Below are 23,494 nucleotides of genomic sequence, written 5' to 3' on the forward strand. Positions count from 1 at the left end.
GTTATTTTAGATTTACTTAAGTCTGCACTATATGAAAAGCTATCGCTTACAAAAACTCAAATCAACGATTTTTTAGACTATTTTATATCTACATTACCTAGTTTTATCAAGGAAAAACTAGCTTTTTTGTAGTGCGAAAGTTGAGTAATAACTAATAAATTATTCGCTCCCCTCATATTATTATATGGGGGGATTTTTATGCTTAAAAAAGAAACAAAAATTAAAGTCACTGAAAGATTTAAAAATGATGATTTAGATAAAAGAAAAGAAACTTTAGAAAAATTATTGTTAAAAATAATAAAACAATTAGAAGCGAATGGTAATGCATGAATTATGTTCTTTTGAAAGTGCTATCAGCTTTTCTATATAATAATTACAGGTAAAGGAGATAGTTATACTTCTTAACAATTTAAAGGAGAGGTATAGCGAAAAAATGAATAAAGTAGCCATATATTGTAGATTATCAGACGAGGATAAGAACAAGAAAAGCTATAAAGATGATAGCGAGAGTATACAGAATCAGAAGAACTTATTAATGAAATATGCTATGGAAAAAGGATGGGATATATACAAGATTTATAGTGATGATGATTATTCGGGACTAGATTCCAATAGGCCAGAATTTAATGTCATGTTAAAAGATGCTGAAGAAGGTAATTTCAATATTATTCTTTGCAAAACACAATCAAGATTTACAAGGGACATGGAACTTGTAGAGAAATATCTCCACAATAAATTTATTGAATGGGGGATAAGATTTGTAACTGCTGTTGATGGTGTGGATACTTTAGATAAACATAATAAGAAATCCCGCCAAATAAATGGTTTAGTAAATGAGTGGTACTGTGAAGATGTAAGTGAATCCATTAAAGCAGTATTTAGATTGAAACAGCAAAGTGGAAAGTTTATTGGTTCTTTTGCTTCCTATGGATATGCTAAAGATCCTAATGATAAAAATAAATTAGTTATTGATGAAGAATCAGCAGAAATTGTTAGAATGATATTTAAATTATATCTTCAAGGAAATGGAACACAACATATAGCACTTACTCTTAATGAAAAAGGAATTCCTAACCCAACTAAATACAAGAAAAATAAGGGGCTAAAATATAAGAATGTTTCGGCACAAGATAATTATGGTCTTTGGAATAAAACAACTATAAAGCGTATTCTTAAAAATGAAATATACATTGGAAATATGGTACAGCATAAACGACATAAGCTAAATTACAAGTCAAAAAAGATGAAAGATTTAGATGACAATCAGTGGATTATAGTAAAGAATACTCATAGTGCAATAATTGATAAGAAAACCTTTGATGCAGTACAGCAGAGAATGAAGTCTAATGTTAGAAGTACTGGAAGTGGAAAAACTCATATATTTGCAGGAAAGGTTAAATGCATGGATTGCAAAAGTACTATGAATAAATTATGTAACGGTAAAAATTATGTTTATTTAAGGTGCAAGCTTTATAGTATTCATCCAAAGAAAAAGCTTTGTACAAGCCATACTATAAGGTTTGATCTGCTGCAAGATATTGTTACTAAAAAGATTAAGAATTATATAAATACATTGTGTGATATAAACAAAATGAGTTCGCAGCTGTTAGAAGAGCACAGCTTTAATTCCAAAATGAAAGTAATGGAAAAGCAATTAATGAAAATAAACAGAGATAGAGAAAACAGAAGTGAAGCATTAAAAAATATATATCTTGATAAAATCAAGGGGATTATTTCAGAGGATCAGTTTAATGAATTTAATACTGTATTTTTAAGAGAGAAAGAAGAATTAAATTTACAAAAGGAGCTACTGGAAAATAAAATAAAGGAATTAAAAGAAAGCCAAAATTCTATTGAAGAATACATGGGTATAATAGAAAAATACAAGAATTTTACAGAGTTAACTCACACAATGGTAAATGAACTTATTGATTATATTGAGATTGGAGAAAAAGACAAGAAAAGTGGAGAACAGGAAATAAAGATTTATTGGAACTTTTGAATATACGTAATACTGGATTTGAATTTACTTTACAATTATAGTTTTAAAATAATTCCCTATGATATAATTAATAATGAAATTAATATAGAGAGGTTGGGTATCTATGACAGATTTAAATGAATTTTTAACAAAGAAGAAAGAAGAAATGAATAAAAAAACAGAGGAACATTTAAAAGATAAAGAAAATTGGATAAATGATATAAATGATATGCTTACTCAAATTAAAAAATGGTTAGTAGAAGCAGAAAAATCAAATTTAATTGAAATTAAAGATAAAGAAATATTAATATCAGAAGAATTATTTGGGGATTACAATGTTCCAGCTATTGATGTGCTTACTGGATGGAAAACTGTAAAAGTAGAACCAATAGGAAGAGCTATTATTGGAGGATTAGGAAGAATAGACATGTATACAGAAACAAAGAGATGTATCTTGATTTTAACTACAGAAAATAAGTGGGCTTATAAGAATAAAAATAATTATGAAGAATTAAATGAAAATTTATTTTCAGATTTATTAAAAGAGATGTTGTCATGAATGAATTAGATAGAATAATTAATTGGTATGAAATTGCAATGGATAGCCAGCATGTGGTTTTAGAAATCTTAAATTCATCACCTCAGAATATTCCTGCAAATACAGTTATCGGTTCAAAAGAACCAAGAGAAATTAAAGAAAATTTGTTAGTTGCAGAAAATGAGTTGAATGATTTAACTATTCTATCCCTTGTAGCTTCTTTTGAACAGTTGGTTTTAGATTTTACAGTTAAAATTGTTGAAGAAAATGTAGGCAATACTGAAAACACTTTATTCTATCAGATGTCTAAGTATGCTTTTAAGAATGCTGATAGGTGGCATTTTGGAGATATTTTAGATTTATTTAAATCAGTAATAAATCCTCAAATCATAGGTGATGTAAAGCAAGTTTATAGGTACAGAAACTGGGTGGCACATGGTAAGAAAGATAGAAAACCACTTGCTTTAGAGCCTTATATAGCACATGAAAGACTTTCTCAATTTTTATATAAACTCCAAAATATAGTTTGATTTATAATTAGAAATAGTTTAAATAAAAAAGGATGATATTATAATGATTACAAAAGAAAATGAATGGGATCACATACAAGAAGTTCAGCCTGATGCTGAAGAAATAAAAATATGTAAAGAATATAAAACTTCAAAAGAAAAGTTAGTTCCTTTAGAAAATTTAATGAGAGAATTAAATTTAGATAAAGAATAATAAATGGTACCTATATATTATTAAAGTAAGTAGGTACCATTGTGTGTTAATGAGACAACTACATGTGGTGCGGTTCCATCAAGTAAAGCTATATTTAACTCTTTAATAACCACTCCATCTAAGGAAGTATTATCAGAAGAACAGTGATGATATTCTATATCATAGCCTTTTTCATTAAAGTATTGTCCAACTTTTTTCATTAGAGAAGATTTTCCTGTTCCAGGACCACCTTTGATACATATTATTCTTCTTGCAGCNTTATATTATATTTAAAAACAAATGAAAAGTTTACTAATAGAAATAAAGAATTTAGGAATTTAAGATATGTGTATATTAAAATATAATAAATATTATCCCAGTATTGAAGTTAATAAATGTTATAATGATTTATTAGGAATAAGAATAATTGTTTCAGATTATGATGAGATTTTAAAGCAAAATTTAGATATATTTAGAGTTGCAGATATGAGAAATGGAAAAGTACAAGATGATGGGTATAGGGGAATTCATTTATATTATCAAAAGAGTAATAGACATTATCCAATTGAAATACAAGTTAATTCTGAGATGGATAGAAAATTAAACGATTGGTTGCACATACATTTATATAAGCATACAAAGGATAATAGTATAGGTGTTTTATTAAGAAAGAAATATGATAATAATGAAATTAAAAGTGAAGAAGAATTTAAGGAGGTATTAGACTATGTGCTATCTAGTGGCAAAGAAATTTGATAAAGAAGGAAGTTTAGTATTAGAAGCAGAACAAGGACAAAGATTAGCATCATTATCAAAATACTTAACATTAACAACATTAGAACAGGGGATACAAATAGTAACTTTAAATGATTTAGATAGCTATAAAGAATATGCTCCATATATAATAATTAATAATGAAGTTGAGTTTATTTCTAAGGTAGTTAATATGTAATATAACCAAAGAAAATGTATACTCTAGTAATGAAATCAAAATAGAGGTTGGGTATCTATGACAGATTTAAATGAATTTTTAACAAAGAAGAAAGAGGAAATGAATAAAAAAACAGAAGAACGCTTAAAAGATAAAGAAAATTGGATAAATGATACAAAGCATATGCTTACTCAAATTAAAAAATGGTTAGCAGAAGCAGAAAAATTAAATTTACTTGAAATTAAAGATAAAGAAATTTTATTTTCAGATTTATTAAAAGAGATATTATCATAAATGAATTAGATAGAATAATTAAATAATATAAATAGGAAAAGGATGATATTACCATGATTACAAAAGAAATAGTAAATGAATGGAATCATATAGAAAAAGTTCAGCCTGATGCTGAAGAAATAAAAATATGTTTATGGATTATACATTTTTAATGGAAGATGAAATAAGGGAAGTTTTAAAATAAGTTTTTCAATGTTTACAGTCATTGAAATAGAGTAAAATAAAAATTAATTTAAGCGGCTAAAGCCCTAAATTCCATTGGGCTTTAGCCGTTTGATTTTTGGGGATAACAGATTTTTATTTTTTTATCTGTCTACCTTAAGGCGGGCATAGCAAATGTTATTGGACTAGATAATAACACTATTTTTAAATTAGTTAATTTACAAGTAGAGAAAGAGCCTTTGTTTATGATGAATTGAAACAAATGTTGTGTGAAATAGTTAATGAAATTGAGGGAGTAGTTCCTAATCATGTTAGTATAAATATAACGTATTAATCTTACGAGTATTAAATTATAGTATTACTAACTACATAGGATATGCAGAATTTAAGGAGGAAACTACTTGTTTGATTTTGACTTGGAAATAAAAAAGATACTACCAATTAATTTAAAGGAGATGGAATTAAACCAATATAGAAGTAATGATAACGTTATAGTTCTTAAAAAAACATATTAACTTAGTATAATCCAGGTGAAAATATTTTATTCTGAAAATAATTTTCAGCAGCCTTATAGCCTTGACTATATAAGAAATTATATTTTTCATCGTTTGGGCTTATATTAAAATCTCTAAAAGATATGTCTTTTGTATATATTTCAATAGATCTTAATTTATCTATTGCACTATTATTATATATATCCTGTTGAATTCTCATAAATGATTTAAGTAAATTTTCTATATAATCCATAAAATTATTTATTTCACTATATTTTATTTTGCTTTTAAATTTTATTCCCAATGTTTGAAGATTTACGCCATCAATAATCATATCCATAAAATAATTAGAATCGAATAGATTTATAGGATAATTTCTCATAACTCCACCATCTGAAAATATATGAGGCATTGATTTTTTAGGCGTTTTATCTTCATTAATTTTTATTGATTCGAAAAAAATAGGTATAGACATAGAAATTCTAACGGCTTCAGCTACCTCCATATGAGGAGTTGTTTCATAAGAAAATACTTTTGAAGAAGTGGTAGATATATCTGTACCAATAATATATAAATCTAAAAATGTTTTTTGTTTTTTGTGAAGGTAGGGATTTTTAAAATCTTCAAAGGTATAGGGCGGTAGTTTTTTAGAACTATCGAATTGAGATGCTATTTGTTCTTTTATCCATTGGTAGAAATATTCACTGGAATACCAGCCGAAATTTTTAATTAACCTGTACATACAATCAATATCTTCAAATATTTCTTCCATTTCTTTTTTTAGAACAGTAGAAATTCTTTTTAAATCAGGTTGATTACCTTTTTGTGGAATTTTTCTGTAATCTATTGTATCAGCTATTTTTTTCATTTCATCAAATGGTAAAGAAAAGCTAGTTAGACATGCGGTTATTGCTCCAGCTGATGTTCCAGCTGTTCTTTTTATGTTTTGTAATATGCCATGATTATATAAAAAATCTAATACTCCTAGATATGCTATTCCTAATACTCCACCTCCTGCAAAAACTAAATTATTAATTTTATAATACATATTACTTGTATACATAAGAACCTCCAGCATAGTTACTTATACTGTTAAGATATTCAATAACAAATTTACTGTGAATTTTAACTTATAGAAAAATAATTACTTTTTTCAACTCTATTTGGATTAATTTATATATACTTAATCTATGTATTGTAAATGAAGAATAACCCAAGACATAAAAATTCTAGTTTTATATCTTGGGTTATTGAATTTTTAAGCATATTCTCTGTCAATAGCAACAAGAGCATTATATTTAGGATGAAGCTTTTTAATTTCTTTATCTATGTTGGATTTAAGTTTTTCTTCATCTTCATGAGTAAATTTTGAACTAAAGTCAATTACCACATCAAAAATTAAATTTTTATGTTCACATTCTCCTACAATTCTAAAGTCATGAAAGGATTTAACTTGTTCAAAATTTTTTAAAATTTTACCAACCTCACTTCTAGCATGGCTGATTTCCTTATCATCAGTATTTATAGGGTCCATGTGTATTACTAAAAATATATTAAGTTTCTTGGAAATCTCATTTTCGGCTCTATCAATTATTTCATGAATTTGAACTATTGACATGTCACAAGGAACTTCAGCATGAATAGATGCCATTCCTTTTCCAGGTCCATAATTGTGAATAATCAAATCATGAACTCCGATTATGCTTTCATATTTTAATACTTCCTGCTTAAGTTCTTTAACAAACTCAGGGTCAGGTGCTTCTCCTAAAAGAGGATTAATAGTTTCTTTTACTAAGGAATATCCAGAATACAAAATAAATAAAGACACTACTATACCTACATATCCATCAATAGGGAAGGTTATCCATTTAGAGAGTAATAAGGATAAAACTACAGTACTTGAAGAAATAACATCACTTAAAGCATCCAGGGAAGAAGCTTCAAGAGCAGAGGATTTAATTTTTCTGCCTATATACTTATTGAATATACTGAGCCATACTTTTGCACCAATTGAAACTACTAGTAAAATGAATGGTAGAAGTTGAAAATTTATTTTTTCAGGATTAGTTATTCTATCAAAGGATGATTTAGTAAATTGAAATCCTACCAACATAACCATAAAAGCAACAATCAATCCAGATATATATTCTATTCTTCCATGACCAAAGGGATGTTCCTCATCTGCTGGTTTCGAGGCTAATTTAAATCCAGCAATAGTTATAATAGAAGATAAAACGTCTGACAGGTTATTAAAGGCATCTGCTGTTACTGCAATACTTTTAACCAATAAACCTACAGATAATTTAATTAAAAATAGAATAAAATTAACTATTATGCCAACGATACCGCCCAAATATCCATAGGATTCTCGTACTTTATGGTGGCCTACATTTTCATGGTTTTTCACAAATTTCGCTACTAGAAATTTTGATAACATTTTGCAACCTCCAAATTAGAATGTTTGTTAAATGATATTATATCATAATATTTTGTTTAGGATTAAACGTTTGTAAATTTATACAAAAGTTTCACGGAAGTTTTAATACAATGAATAGTATTTGTTGTAACTTATATATATTGTTAACAAAAACTTAAATTTTTCTTAACAATATTGTTATGATACATAAATTGGTTTAATATATATATGTACGTAATTGAAGAAAATATAGGAGGGAAAGAAATGAAAAATAAAAAAAGCATTTCTATGATACTGGCAGCAGCGGTTTTATCTACTGGCATTAGTTTTATGCCTGCTAGAGCATCTGCTGTTACAAAAGATAGTGTAAAGGTTGAAAGCAAGGAACAAAAAAAGAATGTTAAAGCAGCTGTTCAAAAAGCTATTAAGGACTTAAACGAAGAAAATATAAAAGAAGCTAGAAAAATGGTAGCAGAAATTGAAGATACAAATCTTAGAACCATATATAATAAAGCTTTAGAATATAACATATATAAAAATATGGACAAGAAGATTTCACCAGTAGACGAACTAATGGTGGCTTTTGATAAAACAAGTAAAGTTACTTCATGTGAGTCAAATATAAAAGTTGATCTTAATATGGAGGGAAAAAACTTAACACAAGAAGAAATACAAAACTTTGCACCAATAATGCAGATTATAAATGGTATAAAAATTGATGGAAAATCAAAATTCGTTGGTAATGGAAAAAACACTCAGATTTCTACTAAGAGTGATTTTAATCTTTCTTTTATGAACCAAATTTATAAAATGAGTGCATGGATTGATATGAATATGGAAGGTAAAGATCAAAAGATGAAATATGTAATTACTATTCCAGAAGCTATAAAGGCTTTTTCACCTGAATTAAAAGGAAAAGATTATTTTGTATATGATTCAGAAAAACTTACTAAAGAATTAGCTCAAAACGCAGATTATGAAAAAATAATGGAGTCTTCTATGAAGTTTGGTAATAAAATGCAAGGAGCTATGGTAGATTTTCTAAGAGCAGCTGATGCTAAATTTAATCTTGTTACAAGAAAAGATAAACAAGCTGTAACTGTAGGTAATACAAAAGAAAATGTTGATCTTTATCAAATTAAATTAGATAATGAAAAACTAACTGAAGTAATAAAATTTGCTTTACAAGATAAAGAAATGAACAAGATTATAAAAGATTATGTTAAATTCTCAATAAACTTGGGAGCAGAGATGCAAAATCAAGAAGTTAGTGCTGAAGAGCTGAAAGAAATGGAAAAAGAAGTCGATGAAGGATTAAATCAACTTGTAGTTATGCTAGAAGAATTGAATAAATCAGTTAAATATGAAGTAGTATTTGACTTTGGAGTAAATAAAGATGGATATATATCATATCAAACTGGAAGTATTAAATTTACTGTAGATGCAGGAAAACTTCAAGGCGCTGACAGCAAGTCTCAATATACATTTGTAATTAAATTTTCAGGTGATGCATACAACATAAATGAGAAAGTTAATATTGAAGCTATGCCAGAAGTTAATGAGAAAAATTCTATAGATTATGTTGAGTTATTAAAAAAAGGCATGTCTGAAGAAAGTGAAAAAGAAGCTGCTTAAAAATAAAAGTGAAAGTAAAAGTTTCGATAAAATTTATCGGAACTTTTATTTTAATTTTGCAGTAAATACATTTTTATGAAAATAATTTTGATCTTTGGTATACTAATTTATAGAGTTTAAAAAAAGTTTTATTGGAGGTTGCAATATGAGTAAGGAACTAAAATTTGCAGAAGAACTTATAGATTTTATATATGAAAGCCCAACTGCTTTTCATGCTGTGGAAAATGTGAAGAAAGAATTAGAAAAAAATGGTTTTAAAGAATTAAAAGAAGACCAAAAGTGGAATATAGAAAAGCAAGGAAAATATTTTGTAACTAAAAATGATTCAGCTGTAACTGCTTTTGTGGTTGGAAAAGGTGAAATTGAAGAAAATGGATTTAAGATAGTAGGAGCACATACGGATTCACCATGCTTTAGAGTTAAACCAAATTGTGAGATGGTATCAGAAGGTTCATATTTTAAATTGAATACTGAAGTTTATGGAGGACCAATACTTAATACTTGGCTTGACAGACCGCTATCTTTAGCAGGAAGAGTTACTTTAAAGGGAAAAAATATATTGTTCCCAGAAACAAAACTTGTAAATATAAAGAAGCCAATAATGATAATTCCAAACCTTGCAATACATATGAATAGAAATGTTAATCAGGGAATTGAACTGAATAAACAAGTTGATACATTACCATTGGTATCTTTAGTAAATGAAAAATTTGAAAAGAATAATTATCTTTTAAAGGTTATTGCTAAAGAATTAAATGTAAAGAATGAAGATATATTAGATTTTGATTTATTCCTTTATGAGTATGAAAAGGGAAGTATTATTGGGTTAAATGATGAGCTCGTATCATGTGGTAGACTAGATGATTTAGAAGCAGTTCATGCAGGGCTTTCAGCATTAATTAATGCAAAAGTTTCAAATACTACTAATGTTTTAGTATGCTTTGACAATGAAGAAGTAGGAAGTTCAACTAAACAGGGAGCAGACTCAAATATGCTTTCAAATATATTGGAAAGAATAGTTTTATCACTAGGTGGAGATAGAGAGAATTTCTTTAGAGCACTTTCAAAATCATTTATTATTTCATCAGATTCGGCTCATGCAGTTCATCCAAATAAGGGAGAAAAAAGTGATCCAACTAGCAGACCTATGATAAATAAGGGACCTGCCATAAAAATAGCTGCCAGCCAGAGTTATACTTCAGACAGCAATTCTTCAGCTGTTTTTGAAGCTGTATGTAAAAAAGCAGGAGTACCTGTGCAGAGATTTGTTAATCGCTCAGATGAGAGAGGCGGTTCAACAATAGGACCAATTTCTTCAACTCATTTAAATATTCGTTCAGTTGATATAGGAACTCCACTGCTTGCAATGCACTCAATCAGAGAACTTTGTGGAGTAATGGATCATTATTATGCTGCTAAATGTTTTGAGGAATTTTATAGAATATAATTACTTTTAACTAGACAATTTTTATATTTAAAATAAGTTGTATTACTAAATACAACTTATTTTTTAATATAAATTTATATTAGATATAAGAGGTTATGAGAAAGGATTTAAATGATTAATTAAAACAATAATTTATCTTATTAGGAAATGAGGGATATGTCATATGAAAATAGATATAATTATTTCAAATGAGGATATAAAGGAAGAAAAAATTAAAGATAAAACTGTAATTATAGTAGACATGCTTAGAGCTACATCTGTAATTGTAACAGCATTAAAAAATGGCTGCAGAGAAGTTATTCCTGTGGTAGATATTGAAGAGGCTAAAGCTATTGTGAAAGATAATAGAGAAAATTATGTTTTAGGAGGAGAAAGAAATGCTATTAAAATAGAAGGCTTTGATTTCTCAAATTCTCCTCTAGAATATAAAGAAGATATTGCAAAAGATAAAATTTTAGTTATGACTACTACTAATGGAACAAAGGCAATAAATAAAGCAGTTTCCGCAAGAAGTATGCTTATAGGAGCATTAATAAATGCAGAAGCAGTAGCTAAGAGAGCCGTAGAGTTGAATAATGATGTAGTTGTAATAAATGCAGGTACTTATGGAGAATTTTCTATAGATGATTTTATATGCAGTGGATATATTGTTGATTGTATTATCAAATTAGCAGCTGTGAAATTGTCTGATATTGCTGTAACTGCTCACTATATATATGAGCAAAATCAAGATATTTTAAGTTTTATAAAAAAAGCAAAGCACTATAATACTCTTATAAAGTTAGGATTGGAAAAAGATTTAGAATACTGCTGTCAGAAAGACATTATAGATATGGTGCCAGAATTTAAAGATGGAAAGATTGTTTAAATTGAATAGAGTAGAAATTAGATGTGCTGAAAATAATTATAAAAGTAGAGCCATTTAAAATATATAAATTAAAGAATAGAACTTCCTAAGAATTAAAGAATTTTAGAACTTAGGAAGTTTTATTTTTATCTTACAGAGTTGTAAGATTTACCTTTTCAAATGTAAGATAGCAGTTATTGTTATAAAGATGCTAAGAAAATATAATAAAACCATAGTATTTAAAGATAAAGTTTAAAGTGAAAATAATAAATATCAATTTATGCTGCAGCTACTTATGTAGAGTTTTAAATTATATTTAAACTTATATATTTGAACTTTGAATTTTTAAATGGAGGTATAGATATGGAAATATTAAAGGTTGAAAATTTATCAAAGATTTATGGAGAGGGTAACAATAAGGTGGAAGCACTAAAAAATGTATCATTTTCTATTGAGAGAGGAGAATTTGTTGTTATAGTTGGAGCATCAGGCTCTGGAAAGAGTACACTCCTTCATATGCTTGGAGGATTAGATAGACCAACTTCAGGAAAAATTTATTTAGATGGCGAAGATGTATATAGATTAAATGAAGAAAAATTAGCTATTTTCAGAAGAAGAAATGTTGGATTTGTATTTCAGTTTTTTAATTTGATACCAGTACTAGATGTAGAAGAAAATATTTCTTTGCCTGCACTATTAGACAGAGAAAAAGTAGATAAAAAATATTTAACAGAAGTAATAGATATGCTTGGACTTAAAGAGAGAAGAAGTCATCTTCCATCAGAATTATCAGGAGGTCAGCAGCAAAGAGTATCTATTGGCAGGGCCTTAATAAATAAGCCTTCAATAATTCTTGCAGACGAACCTACAGGAAATTTAGATAGTAAAAACAGTAAGGAAGTTATAGAACTTCTAAGAATATCTTCTAGAAAATATAATCAAACACTTATAATTATAACTCATGACCTTAGTATAGCAGAGCAAGCAGATAGGGTAATAACTATAAGTGATGGAGAAGTGAAGAATGATGAGAGAATAAAATGTGAGGAGAGAATAGGATAGTAGGAGGAAGAATTATGAAAAGTTATAAAGACATAACAAATAAATATTTAAAGAAAAACAAAAAAAGAACTATACTTACCATTTGTGGAGTAATACTTTCAGTAGCATTGATTACATCAATAGGTTTATTTATGAAATGTATGCAGAATACTTTTCTTCAGGATGAAATCAGACAAAAAGGTTCTTTTCATGTACGAATGTCTAAAAATGATAAAAATGCTTATGAGAAGTTAAAAAATAATCCTAAAATCGATATAATAGGACTTATGCAAAATTATGATACTGTGAAGCTTAGAAATTCAAAGGGGATAGAAATTAAAAAATATGATAAAAATGCTTTAGAACTTTTGCCATATAAAGTAGTAAAAGGAAGATTTCCAAATACAGAAGAAGAAATAGCATTAGAACCGTGGATACTTAATTATATACCTAATAACCCTAAAATAGGAGAAAATATAAAATTAAAGCTTGGCAGTGGTGAAACAAAGAATTTTAAAATAACAGGATTAATTCAAAGTGATATGGGTAACCAATTTATAGGAAAATCTTTAGGAATGATTTATAGCAATAAATTTGATGTAAGCAAATCCACTATATATGTTACTATATCAAAAAAAGCGCACATATCAGCAACAGTTACTGAATTAAAATCTTCTTTTAAAAATGTTGATACCAATGGTATGGTACTAACTTACATGGGAGAAGGAGAAAATAAAAAGGTCAATAATGACTTGAACACAATTGCAGCAATTGTTATAGGAATTGCAGTTATAGCAACTATAGCTGTTATATACAATTCTTTCCAAATAAGTGTTATTGAAAGAATAAAACAGTATGGCCTTTTAAGAGCAGTAGGTGCAACTCCAAAACAAATTAGAAAAATAGTTTTAAGAGAAGCTACTATAATAAGTTTAATTGGTGTGCCTCTTGGAATACTTTCTGGGGTATTTGCAATATTTACAGTAGGTAAAATATTTAGAATGATGTCAAATTCTATTTTTTCACAATTTGATGTTATTATATCGTACTATATACTAATTATTAGTGCGGTAGTTGGATTAATCTCAATATATATATCAGCATTGATTCCAGCAAGATTTGCAGGGAAAGTATCTCCTTTAACTGCTATTAGCAGTAGAACATCAATAACAAAAGAAAAAATAAAGAAAAGTAGAGGTAAAATAGCAAAAAGATTCTTAAGCATAAACAGTTTAATGGCTTTTAAGAACATAAAAAGGAATAAGAAAAGATTTAATATTACTGTATTTTCAATAATGATAAGTGTTGCCATATTTATAACTTTTTCTTCATTTATAAATATGAGTAAGAATTTTACTAATCAAAATTCGGAAAGTTATAAAACTCATTTTGTAACCGTGGGTATTATAGATAAAAATGGTAAAAGTTCTTTAACCAAAGATATAGTTAATAAGATAAAAAACAATAATAATGTAAAAAATGTCATTGTATCTTATGGAAATTATGCTTCAAGAGCATCAATTTTAAATAATGAAAAGGATAAGGAAGCAGCAAATCTTATGCCTGATTTGTATCAAAAAATAAATTTTCAAGGAGAAGATATGCTGTCCTTAGATATGAGCTTTGATATCTATAATGAATCAAAATTAAAGGGAAGTATAGGGTATCTTAAAGATGGAAAAATTGATACAGAAAAAATGGCTAAAGAAAATGGAGTAATATTAGTAAAAAATAATTTGCTAAAAGCAAATGGTAAATATTATGAAGGTCCTATTACTACTTTGAAAGTTGGAGACAGCTTCTATGTTAATAAAAATATTTTCTATAGAAAGTCAATAGAGGATAAGGATTATAATAATAACAATAATGAAAACTTAAATAACATGAAAAAAAAATCAAAAGAAGATATGGTAAAAGTAAAGGTAGCTGCAATAGTAGATGATGCCCCATATAGTGATAACTTTAAATCAACAGATTTAAAAATAATAGCTACACAGGAAGTTATAAAAAATATATCAGGTAAAAATATAGAAGATATACCTGTAAAGACTGCTGAAATTGTATTAAAAAATGAAGGACAGGAAAATGAATTTGAAAAATGGATTCAACCATTAGGTGATAGCAGTGGAGTAAAGGTTATTAATATGGTAAAAAAAGGTGAAGAACTTCAACAAAGTATGCTTCAATTGAAGATATTGATGTATGGTTTTGTAGTTGTAATAGGATTAATTGGAGCAGTTAATATTATAAATACTATAACAACTAACTTGATTTTGAGAAAGAAAGAGATAGCTTCTTTAAGTGCACTTGGAATGACTTATAAAAATATTAGAACGATGGTTTTAACAGAAGGAATTCTTTATGGTTTATATGGATGTTTCTATGGAGGAATTATTGGAACAGGTCTTTCATATATGTTGAGCTCTTCTTTTAGAAACATAAAAAGTTTTAAATGGGGAATACCTTGGGATACTATAGGAATAGCAACTTTAGCAGCAGTAACTATAGGACTTCTATCAGTAATCAAACCTCTAAATAAAATTAAAAAAGAAAATGTTATTGACGTGATAAGGTTGGATGCGTAAGAGTAAAGTTATAAGTAATAATAAATAAATATATAAACCCCTTAAAGTAGACATGCGTGGAAAAATGTGTTAAATATACTTTAAGGGGTTATTTATATAGAAAGAGAGGTATAGAGTTTGAGTAGAATATTGCTTTTGGAAGATGATGAAGGATTAGCTTTAGGAATTGAGTTTACTCTTGTAGATGAAGGATATGATGTTACTAGATGTGAATATGTAAAAGAAGCTTTGAAAACTTTTGATGAAGAAAAGTTTGATATAGTTATATTAGATGTAATGCTTCCAGATGGAAGTGGATATGATGCATGTAAATATATAAGAAGCAAAAGTGAAGTTCCAATAATATTTTTAACAGCCTGTGATGATGAGGTAAATATTGTTTTAGGTTTGGATATAGGTGCAGATGATTATATAACAAAACCTTTTAAAGTGAAAGAACTTATTTCAAGAATTAAAGCTAACTTAAGAAGATTTCATGTAGAAAATCATAAAGAAAAAATATTAAGATGTAAGGATATAATTTTAAATACAGAAAGAGCAACAGTTCAAAAAAATGGAAAAGACATACTCCTATCTACACAAGAATACAAGCTTCTTTCAATATTTATGACAAACCCTAAAAAATTAATGAGTAGGGAAGAAATATTAGATAAATTAATTGAAGGTGAAGGAGCTTATTTTGATACTAATACTCTTTCAGTATATGTAAAAAGAATTAGAGAAAAGATAGAAGAGGATTCTTCCAAGCCTGTGTATATAAAAACTAAAAGAGGGCTTGGATATGAGTGGAATGTAGATGTTGAGAAGGAGCAGTAAGGTATGAGCAATTATTTTAGCAATCCAGAACTAAAACAGAGTTCATTCAGTATATTGATTTTAGCTTGTATAACGTTAATAGCATCTTTTTTTATTATAAATATAAGTTACGAAAAAATTAAAGTTAATTATGTGAAAAGTAATATAGCTATAATAGGGGAAATCAGTAAAAATCATCCTGAATTGAGTGGAGAAATAATTCCAATAATAACAAAGGGAGCTAATGAAAAAAATATACAAGAGGGTGAGAGGGTATTAAAAGATTATGGATTTAGTGAAAATATAGAAATGAATTTTATACCATCAATGTATAATAGTTTTAATATGGCATTAGAAGGTATACTAAGTTGTTTTACTATTTTTTTTATTATTGTATTATTGATAAATTCTATTGAACATATAAAGATTTATAGAAGAATAGAAAGCCTTATATTAGCAGCACAAAATATATCGGATTCTAAATTTGATATAGGCATTTATGAAAATGCAGAAGGTGTATTTGCAAAGCTTGCACATTCTTTTAATAGGATGAGAGTAATTATGAAGAACAATTTTTTAGAAGTTCAAAAAGAGAAGAAGTTCTTAACGGATATATTATCAGATATTTCACATCAACTTAAAACACCAATATCATCGTTGATAATATATAATGATATACTTTTAAATAGAAAAATAGATGAATATAAAAGAAGAGATTTTTTAGAAAATAGCAGAAAACAATTGAGTAGAATTGAGTGGCTTATAAAAAGCTTGCTTCAACTTGCAAAATTAGATGCAGGAGTAATAAAATTTGAAAAAAATAATTGTAATATAAATAATACAGTGGAAGAGGCTGTTTTAACACTTATGGCGAAGGCAGAAAATGAAAAAATAAATCTTAGCTTTTGTACAAAAGAAAAACAAATCATGATGAAGCATGATGCTAATTGGCTTAGTGAAGGAGTTATAAATTTAATTAAAAATGCTATAGAGCATACTGAATCGGAAGGAAATGTAGAAGTTTTTACAGAGAGAACTCCAGTGTGTATTAGAATAATTGTTAAAGATAGCGGAGAGGGAATTCCAAAAGAGGAAATACCACATATTTTTAAAAGATTTTATAAAGGTAAAACACGGAAAAAAACAGAGTCTGTTGGAATTGGATTAGCTCTTTCAAAGTCTATAGTTGAAGGTCATGGTGGAATGATTGAAGTGAAAAGTAAAAAAAATGAAGGTACTATTTTTACTATTACTTTTTTGGCGGTAAATTAAAGTTTTGTGAGGTGTAAATATGAATACTTACGAAAAAAAAGCATTACAGGAGTTGAAAGTATGGCAGAAAAGGATGAATAAAAAGCCTTCTTTTACTAGTCGTATAACTAAAGGATTACAAACAAAAGCAAATAACTTGATTCCAGATAAGGTTCATGTGGTAATTACTGAGGCGATTAAGAACATGGTTAAAGTGGTATTGAGTGGGTCAAAATTCACTACAAAACAACCAATGATTAACGAATCTTTGGAGAAACGAGAAACTTTAGTAATGGAGAAGTTAAATTTCTATAAAAAAACTGCTGCTGCTAGTGGTGCAGGAACAGGAGCTGGTGGAATTCTACTAGGACTTGCAGATTTTCCTCTTCTATTAAGTCTGAAAATGAAATTTTTATTTGATACAGCTAGTTTATACGGATTTAATGTAAAAGATTATAAAGAAAGAGTATATATTTTATATATTTTTTTACTGGCTTTTTCAAGTGATGAAAAAAGAATTGAAGTTTATGAAAAAATTTTAAAATGGGATGAACATGTTAAAGAATTGCCCAGTGATTTAGATTCATTTGACTGGAGAATTTTTCAGCAGGAATATAGAGACTACATGGATTTAGCAAAGATGTTGCAGCTGATTCCAGGTATAGGAGCTGTAGTTGGAGCTTATGCAAACTATCAATTGATGGATAAGCTAGGGAAAACAGCTGTGAATGCTTACAGGCTAAGAGTATTTAAGAAAAAAGCTTAACTTGGATGAAGATTTATAAAAATTATAATTAGGGCTGTTGACAATATGTCAACAGCCCTAATTTTCCATAATTTAAAAGTTAAGATTACATAGCTCTACCTGGTATTATGGCATCTAATATTCCAATAACCAATGCTGCTATTACTGCACCTAAAATAGATACTCTCATATTTGGTACTAAAAATTGTGTTATATATAATATTATAGCGGCAATTACAAATCCTTTTACTCCTTTTCCAAAGGGTGATGCATCAACACCCATAGCCTTTTCAACAAAGTAATCTATTAAGGTTATTACAATTGCTGCCAATATAAATGACCATAATCCTGTAATAGTGAAACCAGGGGTTAAAGCTGAAGTGATACCCAATATAATAGAAATTAATACAAATCTAATTATATAACCCCATACACTGGATCTTTCCTCAGTTTTTTTTTCACTCATAATTTAATCACTCCTTAAAAAATTTTTAAACTATATATATTTTGTACATAAAAATAAAAAATATTATATACAATAAAAATTTTATTTTTAAGATACTAACTTTAGAAAATATAGAGAATTCATTTAGTAAAATCTATATATTTACGCATACTAATCATATGGATATAGTTTAGGAAGGGATTGAATATGTTATGAAGAAAATGACTGTTTGTATAATGTGTATATATTTTTTCATTACTGCAGGAGTGGTGGTAAAACAACCAATGCAAAATATTGCTTTAGCTTATGAAGAAACTAATGAGGTTACTTATGATGTAACAATGAAGCGAGATATTTTATGCTTGATGATGGCTTATCCAGAGTATGTTACTGGTGTAGAGCGCAAGGAAGATGGTAGGGTATATGTAATAATGAAATCCGAAAGAAAAATTCTTTATGATGATAAAAAGGCAAAGAACTCTGAACAAAAGCTAAATAATCCAGATTTGCAGGATGTTATGGAACAGGCATATCCTCTTACAGATATAAAAAAAATAATGGAAAAGGATTATAATCCTGGACGTACTAGACATTATACTTTACTAAAAGAAGTATATGGTGGATCGAAAGCACAAGTACAATCAAATCTTATACCTGTAAATATAGGAGGATGTCATTGCATATTTAACGGTAATAATAAGGCTGCAGATTCTTTAAAGAAAGTTATGAGAGAACTTTCACCCCTAGCACAAAATCGCAGAGATATAGGTTCTTGTGTATTTCCTACAAGTGGTACTTTTAACTATCGTTTAATTGCAGGTACCAATAGGTTAAGTCCTCACTCTTTTGGAACTGCAATAGACCTTGCAAGTAATAAGCATGATTATTGGAAGTGGACTTCAAGAGAAGCAGGGGAAAAGAGATTAGCCGGTTATCCACGGGAGATTGTACAGATTTTTGAGAAGAATAATTTTATTTGGGGAGGAAAATGGGGAAAGTTTGATATATTACATTTTGAGTATAGACCTGAGTTGATTCTTAAGGCACGATACTTTGGAAATAAATCTGTTTCAAACAAAGCATGGTATGATGGAGTACCTTATGAAGATGCTAATATAAAAAATTATATAGAAATAATTGATAAAGCATCAAGATAAATTAATATGTAAAATAATCTCCCGTAGTTAAATACGGGAGAGGTTAAGTTTTTATTCATACCCAAAAATAACTTTAACCCTTGCTTTGATTTCTAACTCTTTTGGCAGTATTGGAGTAGTTTTGGGTGCTGATAAAGAACCAGCATAAGGAGAAGATTCTAAACTTAATTTATCAATATAGCTTTCTTCTTTTATTTCAATTGGAATTCTGTTTACTTGAATATTTAATGTTCTACCAATGTCTAGTGATTTTTTTACAGCATTTTTCACAGCTAAATTTAAAGCTTTTCTATAATAGATTTCAGGATTTAAAGTTGTAAAAGTAACTTTTTCGATTACATTAGCTCCATTTTCAACAGATGTGTCAATTACTTCTCCTACTTTTCCTAAATCTTTTACAGTAATTTTTAGTTCATTTTTTACTTCATAGGATTTGAAAATTTGTTTACCATCAACATAGTCATATGTTTTTTTGATATTATAGGATACTGTCTCAATATCATCTTCTTTAATTCCAAGTTTTTTTAGTTCGTTAATAACTTGATTAGTTATCATTGAATTTTCTTTTTCAGCTTTTTTCACATCTTTACTTTCAGTAACTACTGCTGTATATATAATAGCTGTGTCAGGTTTGAATTTTGCACTTCCTTCTCCTTGTATTTCCATAATGTAGTTTTGTATTTTTTTATACAGGTTAGTAGTACTTGTATAAGGAGAGTAATTAGGATAAGCTCTCCACATATTTACTGGAATCATATAACATTCTCCTAAAATTATTAGTACATTCTATGAATATTAAACTGTTGGAGGAGATTATTCTTATTAAATAAAAAATTGCTGCGAAAATAATTTGATATATTTGAAGATTGTGTTATAATCTTTTTATAGATTAAAATTGAATATTTCTAGGGGAGCCTATGAATAGGCTGAGATAGAGATGATTAGCTCTGACCCTCATAACCTGATTTAGTTAATTCTAACGTAGGGAAGAACTTTATGTATATTAGAACGCAATTTTTATGCTATATAAAGTTGTGTTTTTATTATGTAATTATACGATTACATAGTTTATATAAGTATTTATGAGGGAAGCAAATTTTGCTTCCCTTTTTTGTTTAAACAATTGCTAAATAAAAAATGAGGAGGAATATGAAATGAACTATACAACACAAATGGACGCAGCAAGAAAAGGAATAGTAACAAAAGAAATAGAAACAGTAGCTGAAAAAGAAGGAATGAAAGTTGAAGAATTAATGAAATTAGTTGCAAGAGGTAAAGTTGCAATACCTGCAAATAAAAATCATAAAAGTTTAAATGCAGAAGGAGTAGGTAAAGGACTTAGAACTAAAATAAATGTAAACCTTGGAATTTCTAAGGATTGCAATGATATAGAAAAAGAACTTGAGAAGGTTAAACTAGCTATTGATATGAAGGCTGAGGCTATAATGGATTTAAGTTGTTTTGGTAAAACTCAAGAGTTTAGACAAAGAACGATAGATATGTATCCAGGTATGATTGGAACAGTACCTATGTATGATGCTGTTGGCTTTTATGATAAAGAGTTAAAAGAGTTAACTGCTGAAGATTTATTAAATGTTGTAGAAACTCATGCAAAAGATGGAGTAGACTTCATGACTATCCATGCTGGTATAAACAGAGAAACAGCAGAAGTTTTTAAAAGAAATCCAAGACTTACTAACTTAGTTTCAAGAGGTGGAACATTACTGTTTGCTTGGATGCAACTAAATGGAAAAGAAAATCCATTTTATGAGTATTTTGATAAGGTTTTAGATATATGTGAAAAATACGATGTAACTATAAGCTTAGGAGATGCTTGTCGTCCAGGTTCTATTGCGGATTCTACAGATCCTAGCCAAATAAAAGAGCTTATGACATTAGGAGAACTTACAAAAAGAGCTTGGGAAAGAAATGTACAAGTTATGATAGAAGGACCAGGACATATGGCTTTAAATGAAATTAAAGCAAATATGCTTCTAGAAAAGAAATTATGTTATGATGCACCTTTCTATGTATTAGGACCTATAGTTACTGATGTAGCACCAGGATATGACCACATAACAAGTGCTATAGGAGGAGCTATTGCAGCATCAAATGGAGCAGACTTTTTATGTTATGTAACTCCAGCAGAACATTTAAGACTTCCAGATTTAGATGATGTAAAAGAAGGAATTATAGCAACTAAAATAGCTGCTCATGCTGCTGATATAGCAAAAGGAATCAAAGGCGCTAGAAAATGGGATAATGAAATGAGTGAAGCAAGAAGAAATCTTGATTGGAACAAGATGTTTGAACTTGCTATTGATCCTGAAAAAGCAAGGAAATACAGAGAAAGTTCTAAGCCAGAAGATGAGAAGACATGTACTATGTGTGGAAAAATGTGTGCTGTAAGAAATATGAACAAAGTAATGAGTGGAAAGAACATAAATATTTTAAGAGATGATGACTAGATGTATAAAGAGAATGATAAATTTAAAGAGGAATGTGGAGTTTTTGGAATGTTTTCTAGAGAAAAAATAGATGTTTCTCTTTTCACTTACTACGGCCTCTATGCTTTGCAGCATAGGGGTCAAGAAAGTGCAGGAATAGTTGTTTCAGATGGAGAAAAATTAACCTCTTATAAAGATATGGGATTAGTTTCACAGGTTTTCAACGAGAAAATTCTGAATCAAATGAAGGGATTATCAGGAATTGGACATGTAAGGTATTCCACAACAGGAGACAGCAGTATTATAAATGCACAGCCGCTGCTTACAGAATGTGAATTAGGTGAAATTGCTATAGCACATAATGGAAATATAGTAAACGCTAACATATTAAAGAGTAATTTGAAAAAAGAAGGCAGTAACTTTCATACTACTACTGATTCAGAAGTAATATTAAATCTCATTGCAAGAGAAAATAAAAAGACTATTGAAGAAGTTATAAGTGATGCAGTGAAACAAGTTAAAGGTTCTTATGCTCTGGTTATTTTAACTAAAGATAAGCTTATAGGAATTCGTGACCCAAAAGGCATAAGACCTCTCTGTATAGGAAAAATAAATGATAGTTATATTATCTGTTCTGAAAGCTGTGCTTTAAATGCTGTAGGAGGAGAATTTTTAAGAGATGTTGAACCAGGAGAAATGATAGTTATTGATAATAGTGGTATTAGGTCAATTAAATTTTCAAAAGAAAAAAAATATGCTTCTTGTGCTTTTGAATATATTTATTTTGCAAGAGAAGACAGTATTATTGACGGAATAGAGGTGTACTCATCAAGAGTTTTAGCTGGAAAGCAGTTATATAAAGAATATCCTGTTGATGCTGATATAGTAATTGGAGTTCCAGATTCAGGGGTTCCTGCTGCTATGGGTTATGCAGAAGCTTCGGGAATACCATATGGAACAGGATTTGTGAAAAATAAGTATGTAGGAAGAACATTTATAGCTCCTTATCAAAAATTAAGAGAAAAGAATGTTTCACTAAAATTAACGCCTCTTAAATCCAATATAAAAAATAAGCGTGTTATAGTAGTTGATGATTCTATGGTAAGAGGAACTACCAGTAAAAGATTAGTAAATTCATTGAAAGAAGCAGGTGCAACAGAAGTTCATTTTATTATAGCGTCTCCTATTGTAAAACATCCTTGCTTTTTAGGAATAGATACCTTTAATAAAAAAGAAATAATAGGATCTTCAATGAACATAGAGGAAATAAGAGAGATTTTAGGAGCAGACAGTTTTTATTATTTAAGTCTCCAAGGATTGCATAAAGTATTAGGAAAAGAAGATAAGTTTTGTTTTGCATGCTTTAATGGCGAATATCCTTAGAATATAAAAAGAAATATAGAATTGTAATAAAAAATGTGGATTAGATACTTTAATCCACATTTTTTATTAACTACCTAAGTTTCGTACAAATATAAAACTTATATTTGTACATAATTACCTGTTATTATTATCTATAATATTCCTTCGACTTCCAATCTTTTAGGCGGAGCCTGCTGGAATAATATACCAAATTTAAAA

General features: G+C 28.3%; 23 protein-coding genes, 1 pseudogene and 1 riboswitch. Of the genes and pseudogenes, 19 read left to right on the forward strand and 5 right to left on the reverse strand.

From position 1 onward, the window contains the following. The first annotated feature begins 198 nt into the window (after window positions 1–198). From OIO11_RS08540 to OIO11_RS08560, 5 genes are all read left to right on the forward strand, one after another. Window positions 199–330, forward strand: coding sequence for a hypothetical protein (locus OIO11_RS08540; protein WP_268071029.1), 132 nt, complete (start codon window positions 199–201; stop codon window positions 328–330). 103 nt (window positions 331–433) lie between these two features. Then, window positions 434–2,002, forward strand: a complete 1,569-nt coding sequence (locus tag OIO11_RS08545) for a recombinase family protein (protein WP_268071030.1) — start codon at window positions 434–436, stop codon at window positions 2,000–2,002. Between the two features lie 103 nt (window positions 2,003–2,105). Continuing rightward, window positions 2,106–2,540: a hypothetical protein gene (locus OIO11_RS08550; protein ID WP_268071031.1), complete on the forward strand. Its 435-nt coding sequence runs from the start codon at window positions 2,106–2,108 to the stop codon at window positions 2,538–2,540. Continuing rightward, on the forward strand, window positions 2,537–3,049 hold the full coding sequence (locus tag OIO11_RS08555) for a hypothetical protein (RefSeq protein ID WP_268071032.1): 513 nt from the start codon (window positions 2,537–2,539) through the stop codon (window positions 3,047–3,049). The genes OIO11_RS08550 and OIO11_RS08555 overlap by 4 nt, the downstream gene beginning before the upstream one ends. Window positions 3,050–3,092: 43 nt before the next feature. Then, on the forward strand, window positions 3,093–3,242 hold the full coding sequence (locus OIO11_RS08560; protein WP_268071033.1) for a hypothetical protein: 150 nt from the start codon (window positions 3,093–3,095) through the stop codon (window positions 3,240–3,242). Window positions 3,243–3,298: 56 nt separating this feature from the next. Here the strand turns inward: OIO11_RS08560 and OIO11_RS08565 are convergent. Then, a pseudogene (locus OIO11_RS08565) lies at window positions 3,299–3,496 on the reverse strand (PRK06851 family protein); the annotation flags it as partial. 70 nt (window positions 3,497–3,566) lie between these two features. Between OIO11_RS08565 and OIO11_RS08570 the strand changes: the two are divergent. From OIO11_RS08570 to OIO11_RS08580, 3 genes are read left to right on the forward strand one after another with little or no spacing between them, the layout of a single operon-like run. Next, window positions 3,567–3,977: a hypothetical protein gene (locus tag OIO11_RS08570; protein WP_268071034.1), complete on the forward strand. Its 411-nt coding sequence runs from the start codon at window positions 3,567–3,569 to the stop codon at window positions 3,975–3,977. Continuing rightward, window positions 3,949–4,173, forward strand: a complete 225-nt coding sequence (locus OIO11_RS08575; protein ID WP_268071035.1) for a DUF6718 family protein — start codon at window positions 3,949–3,951, stop codon at window positions 4,171–4,173. Before OIO11_RS08570 ends, OIO11_RS08575 begins: the two co-directional genes overlap by 29 nt. A gap of 57 nt (window positions 4,174–4,230) precedes the next feature. After that, window positions 4,231–4,446 carry a hypothetical protein gene (locus tag OIO11_RS08580; RefSeq protein ID WP_268071036.1) on the forward strand — a complete coding sequence of 72 codons (216 nt, stop codon included), beginning with the start codon at window positions 4,231–4,233 and terminating at the stop codon, window positions 4,444–4,446. A 678-nt stretch (window positions 4,447–5,124) separates the two neighbouring features. Here the strand turns inward: OIO11_RS08580 and OIO11_RS08585 are convergent. Together OIO11_RS08585 and OIO11_RS08590 are read right to left on the reverse strand one after the other, a co-directional pair. Continuing rightward, on the reverse strand, window positions 5,125–6,165 hold the full coding sequence (locus OIO11_RS08585) for a patatin-like phospholipase family protein (protein WP_268071037.1): 1,041 nt from the start codon (window positions 6,163–6,165) through the stop codon (window positions 5,125–5,127). A 195-nt stretch (window positions 6,166–6,360) separates the two neighbouring features. Then, entirely contained in the window at window positions 6,361–7,539 is a 1,179-nt protein-coding gene (locus OIO11_RS08590) for a cation diffusion facilitator family transporter (protein ID WP_268071038.1), read from the reverse strand. A gap of 243 nt (window positions 7,540–7,782) precedes the next feature. Between OIO11_RS08590 and OIO11_RS08595 the strand changes: the two genes are divergently transcribed. From OIO11_RS08595 to OIO11_RS08630, 8 genes are all read left to right on the forward strand, one after another. Further along, entirely contained in the window at window positions 7,783–9,153 is a 1,371-nt protein-coding gene (locus OIO11_RS08595) for a hypothetical protein (protein WP_268071039.1), read from the forward strand. Between the two features lie 145 nt (window positions 9,154–9,298). Continuing rightward, window positions 9,299–10,600 carry a M18 family aminopeptidase gene (locus tag OIO11_RS08600; protein WP_268071040.1) on the forward strand — a complete coding sequence of 434 codons (1,302 nt, stop codon included), beginning with the start codon at window positions 9,299–9,301 and terminating at the stop codon, window positions 10,598–10,600. 163 nt (window positions 10,601–10,763) lie between these two features. Continuing rightward, window positions 10,764–11,468 carry a 2-phosphosulfolactate phosphatase family protein gene (locus OIO11_RS08605; RefSeq protein WP_268071041.1) on the forward strand — a complete coding sequence of 235 codons (705 nt, stop codon included), beginning with the start codon at window positions 10,764–10,766 and terminating at the stop codon, window positions 11,466–11,468. A 342-nt stretch (window positions 11,469–11,810) separates the two neighbouring features. Further along, window positions 11,811–12,509, forward strand: a complete 699-nt coding sequence (locus tag OIO11_RS08610) for an ABC transporter ATP-binding protein (protein ID WP_268071042.1) — start codon at window positions 11,811–11,813, stop codon at window positions 12,507–12,509. 14 nt (window positions 12,510–12,523) lie between these two features. After that, the gene (locus OIO11_RS08615) at window positions 12,524–15,073 is read left to right on the forward strand and encodes an ABC transporter permease (RefSeq protein WP_268071043.1); all 2,550 of its coding nucleotides are present in this window, start codon (window positions 12,524–12,526) and stop codon (window positions 15,071–15,073) included. A 117-nt stretch (window positions 15,074–15,190) separates the two neighbouring features. Beyond that, a complete protein-coding gene (locus OIO11_RS08620; protein ID WP_268071044.1) occupies window positions 15,191–15,889 on the forward strand; it encodes a response regulator transcription factor in 699 nt (232 codons plus the stop codon). 3 nt (window positions 15,890–15,892) lie between these two features. After that, window positions 15,893–17,140: a sensor histidine kinase gene (locus OIO11_RS08625; RefSeq protein ID WP_268071045.1), complete on the forward strand. Its 1,248-nt coding sequence runs from the start codon at window positions 15,893–15,895 to the stop codon at window positions 17,138–17,140. A gap of 19 nt (window positions 17,141–17,159) precedes the next feature. Then, window positions 17,160–17,885, forward strand: a complete 726-nt coding sequence (locus OIO11_RS08630; RefSeq protein WP_268071046.1) for an EcsC family protein — start codon at window positions 17,160–17,162, stop codon at window positions 17,883–17,885. A gap of 85 nt (window positions 17,886–17,970) precedes the next feature. Here the strand turns inward: OIO11_RS08630 and OIO11_RS08635 are convergent, their stop codons facing one another. Next, a complete protein-coding gene (locus tag OIO11_RS08635) occupies window positions 17,971–18,330 on the reverse strand; it encodes a phage holin family protein (protein WP_268071047.1) in 360 nt (119 codons plus the stop codon). 191 nt (window positions 18,331–18,521) lie between these two features. On the opposite strand from OIO11_RS08635, the gene OIO11_RS08640 reads away from it, so the two are divergent. Then, the gene (locus tag OIO11_RS08640) at window positions 18,522–19,466 is read left to right on the forward strand and encodes a M15 family metallopeptidase (protein WP_268071048.1); all 945 of its coding nucleotides are present in this window, start codon (window positions 18,522–18,524) and stop codon (window positions 19,464–19,466) included. Window positions 19,467–19,517: 51 nt separating this feature from the next. On the opposite strand, the gene OIO11_RS08645 is transcribed toward OIO11_RS08640, so the two are convergent. Then, window positions 19,518–20,222: an SIMPL domain-containing protein gene (locus OIO11_RS08645; protein ID WP_268071049.1), complete on the reverse strand. Its 705-nt coding sequence runs from the start codon at window positions 20,220–20,222 to the stop codon at window positions 19,518–19,520. A gap of 141 nt (window positions 20,223–20,363) precedes the next feature. After that, window positions 20,364–20,471: riboswitch (TPP riboswitch) on the forward strand. A 149-nt stretch (window positions 20,472–20,620) separates the two neighbouring features. Between OIO11_RS08645 and thiC the strand changes: the two genes are divergently transcribed. Beyond that, window positions 20,621–21,934, forward strand: coding sequence for a phosphomethylpyrimidine synthase ThiC (gene thiC / locus OIO11_RS08650; RefSeq protein WP_268071050.1), 1,314 nt, complete (start codon window positions 20,621–20,623; stop codon window positions 21,932–21,934). Further along, complete coding sequence (purF, locus tag OIO11_RS08655; protein ID WP_268071051.1) at window positions 21,935–23,296, forward strand: amidophosphoribosyltransferase; 1,362 nt, start codon at window positions 21,935–21,937, stop codon at window positions 23,294–23,296. The last annotated feature ends 198 nt before the right edge of the window (window positions 23,297–23,494 follow it).

Source organism: Clostridium sp. ZS2-4 (assembly GCF_026719745.1).
In the GTDB taxonomy this organism is placed as follows: Bacteria; Bacillota; Clostridia; order Clostridiales; family Clostridiaceae; genus Clostridium_H.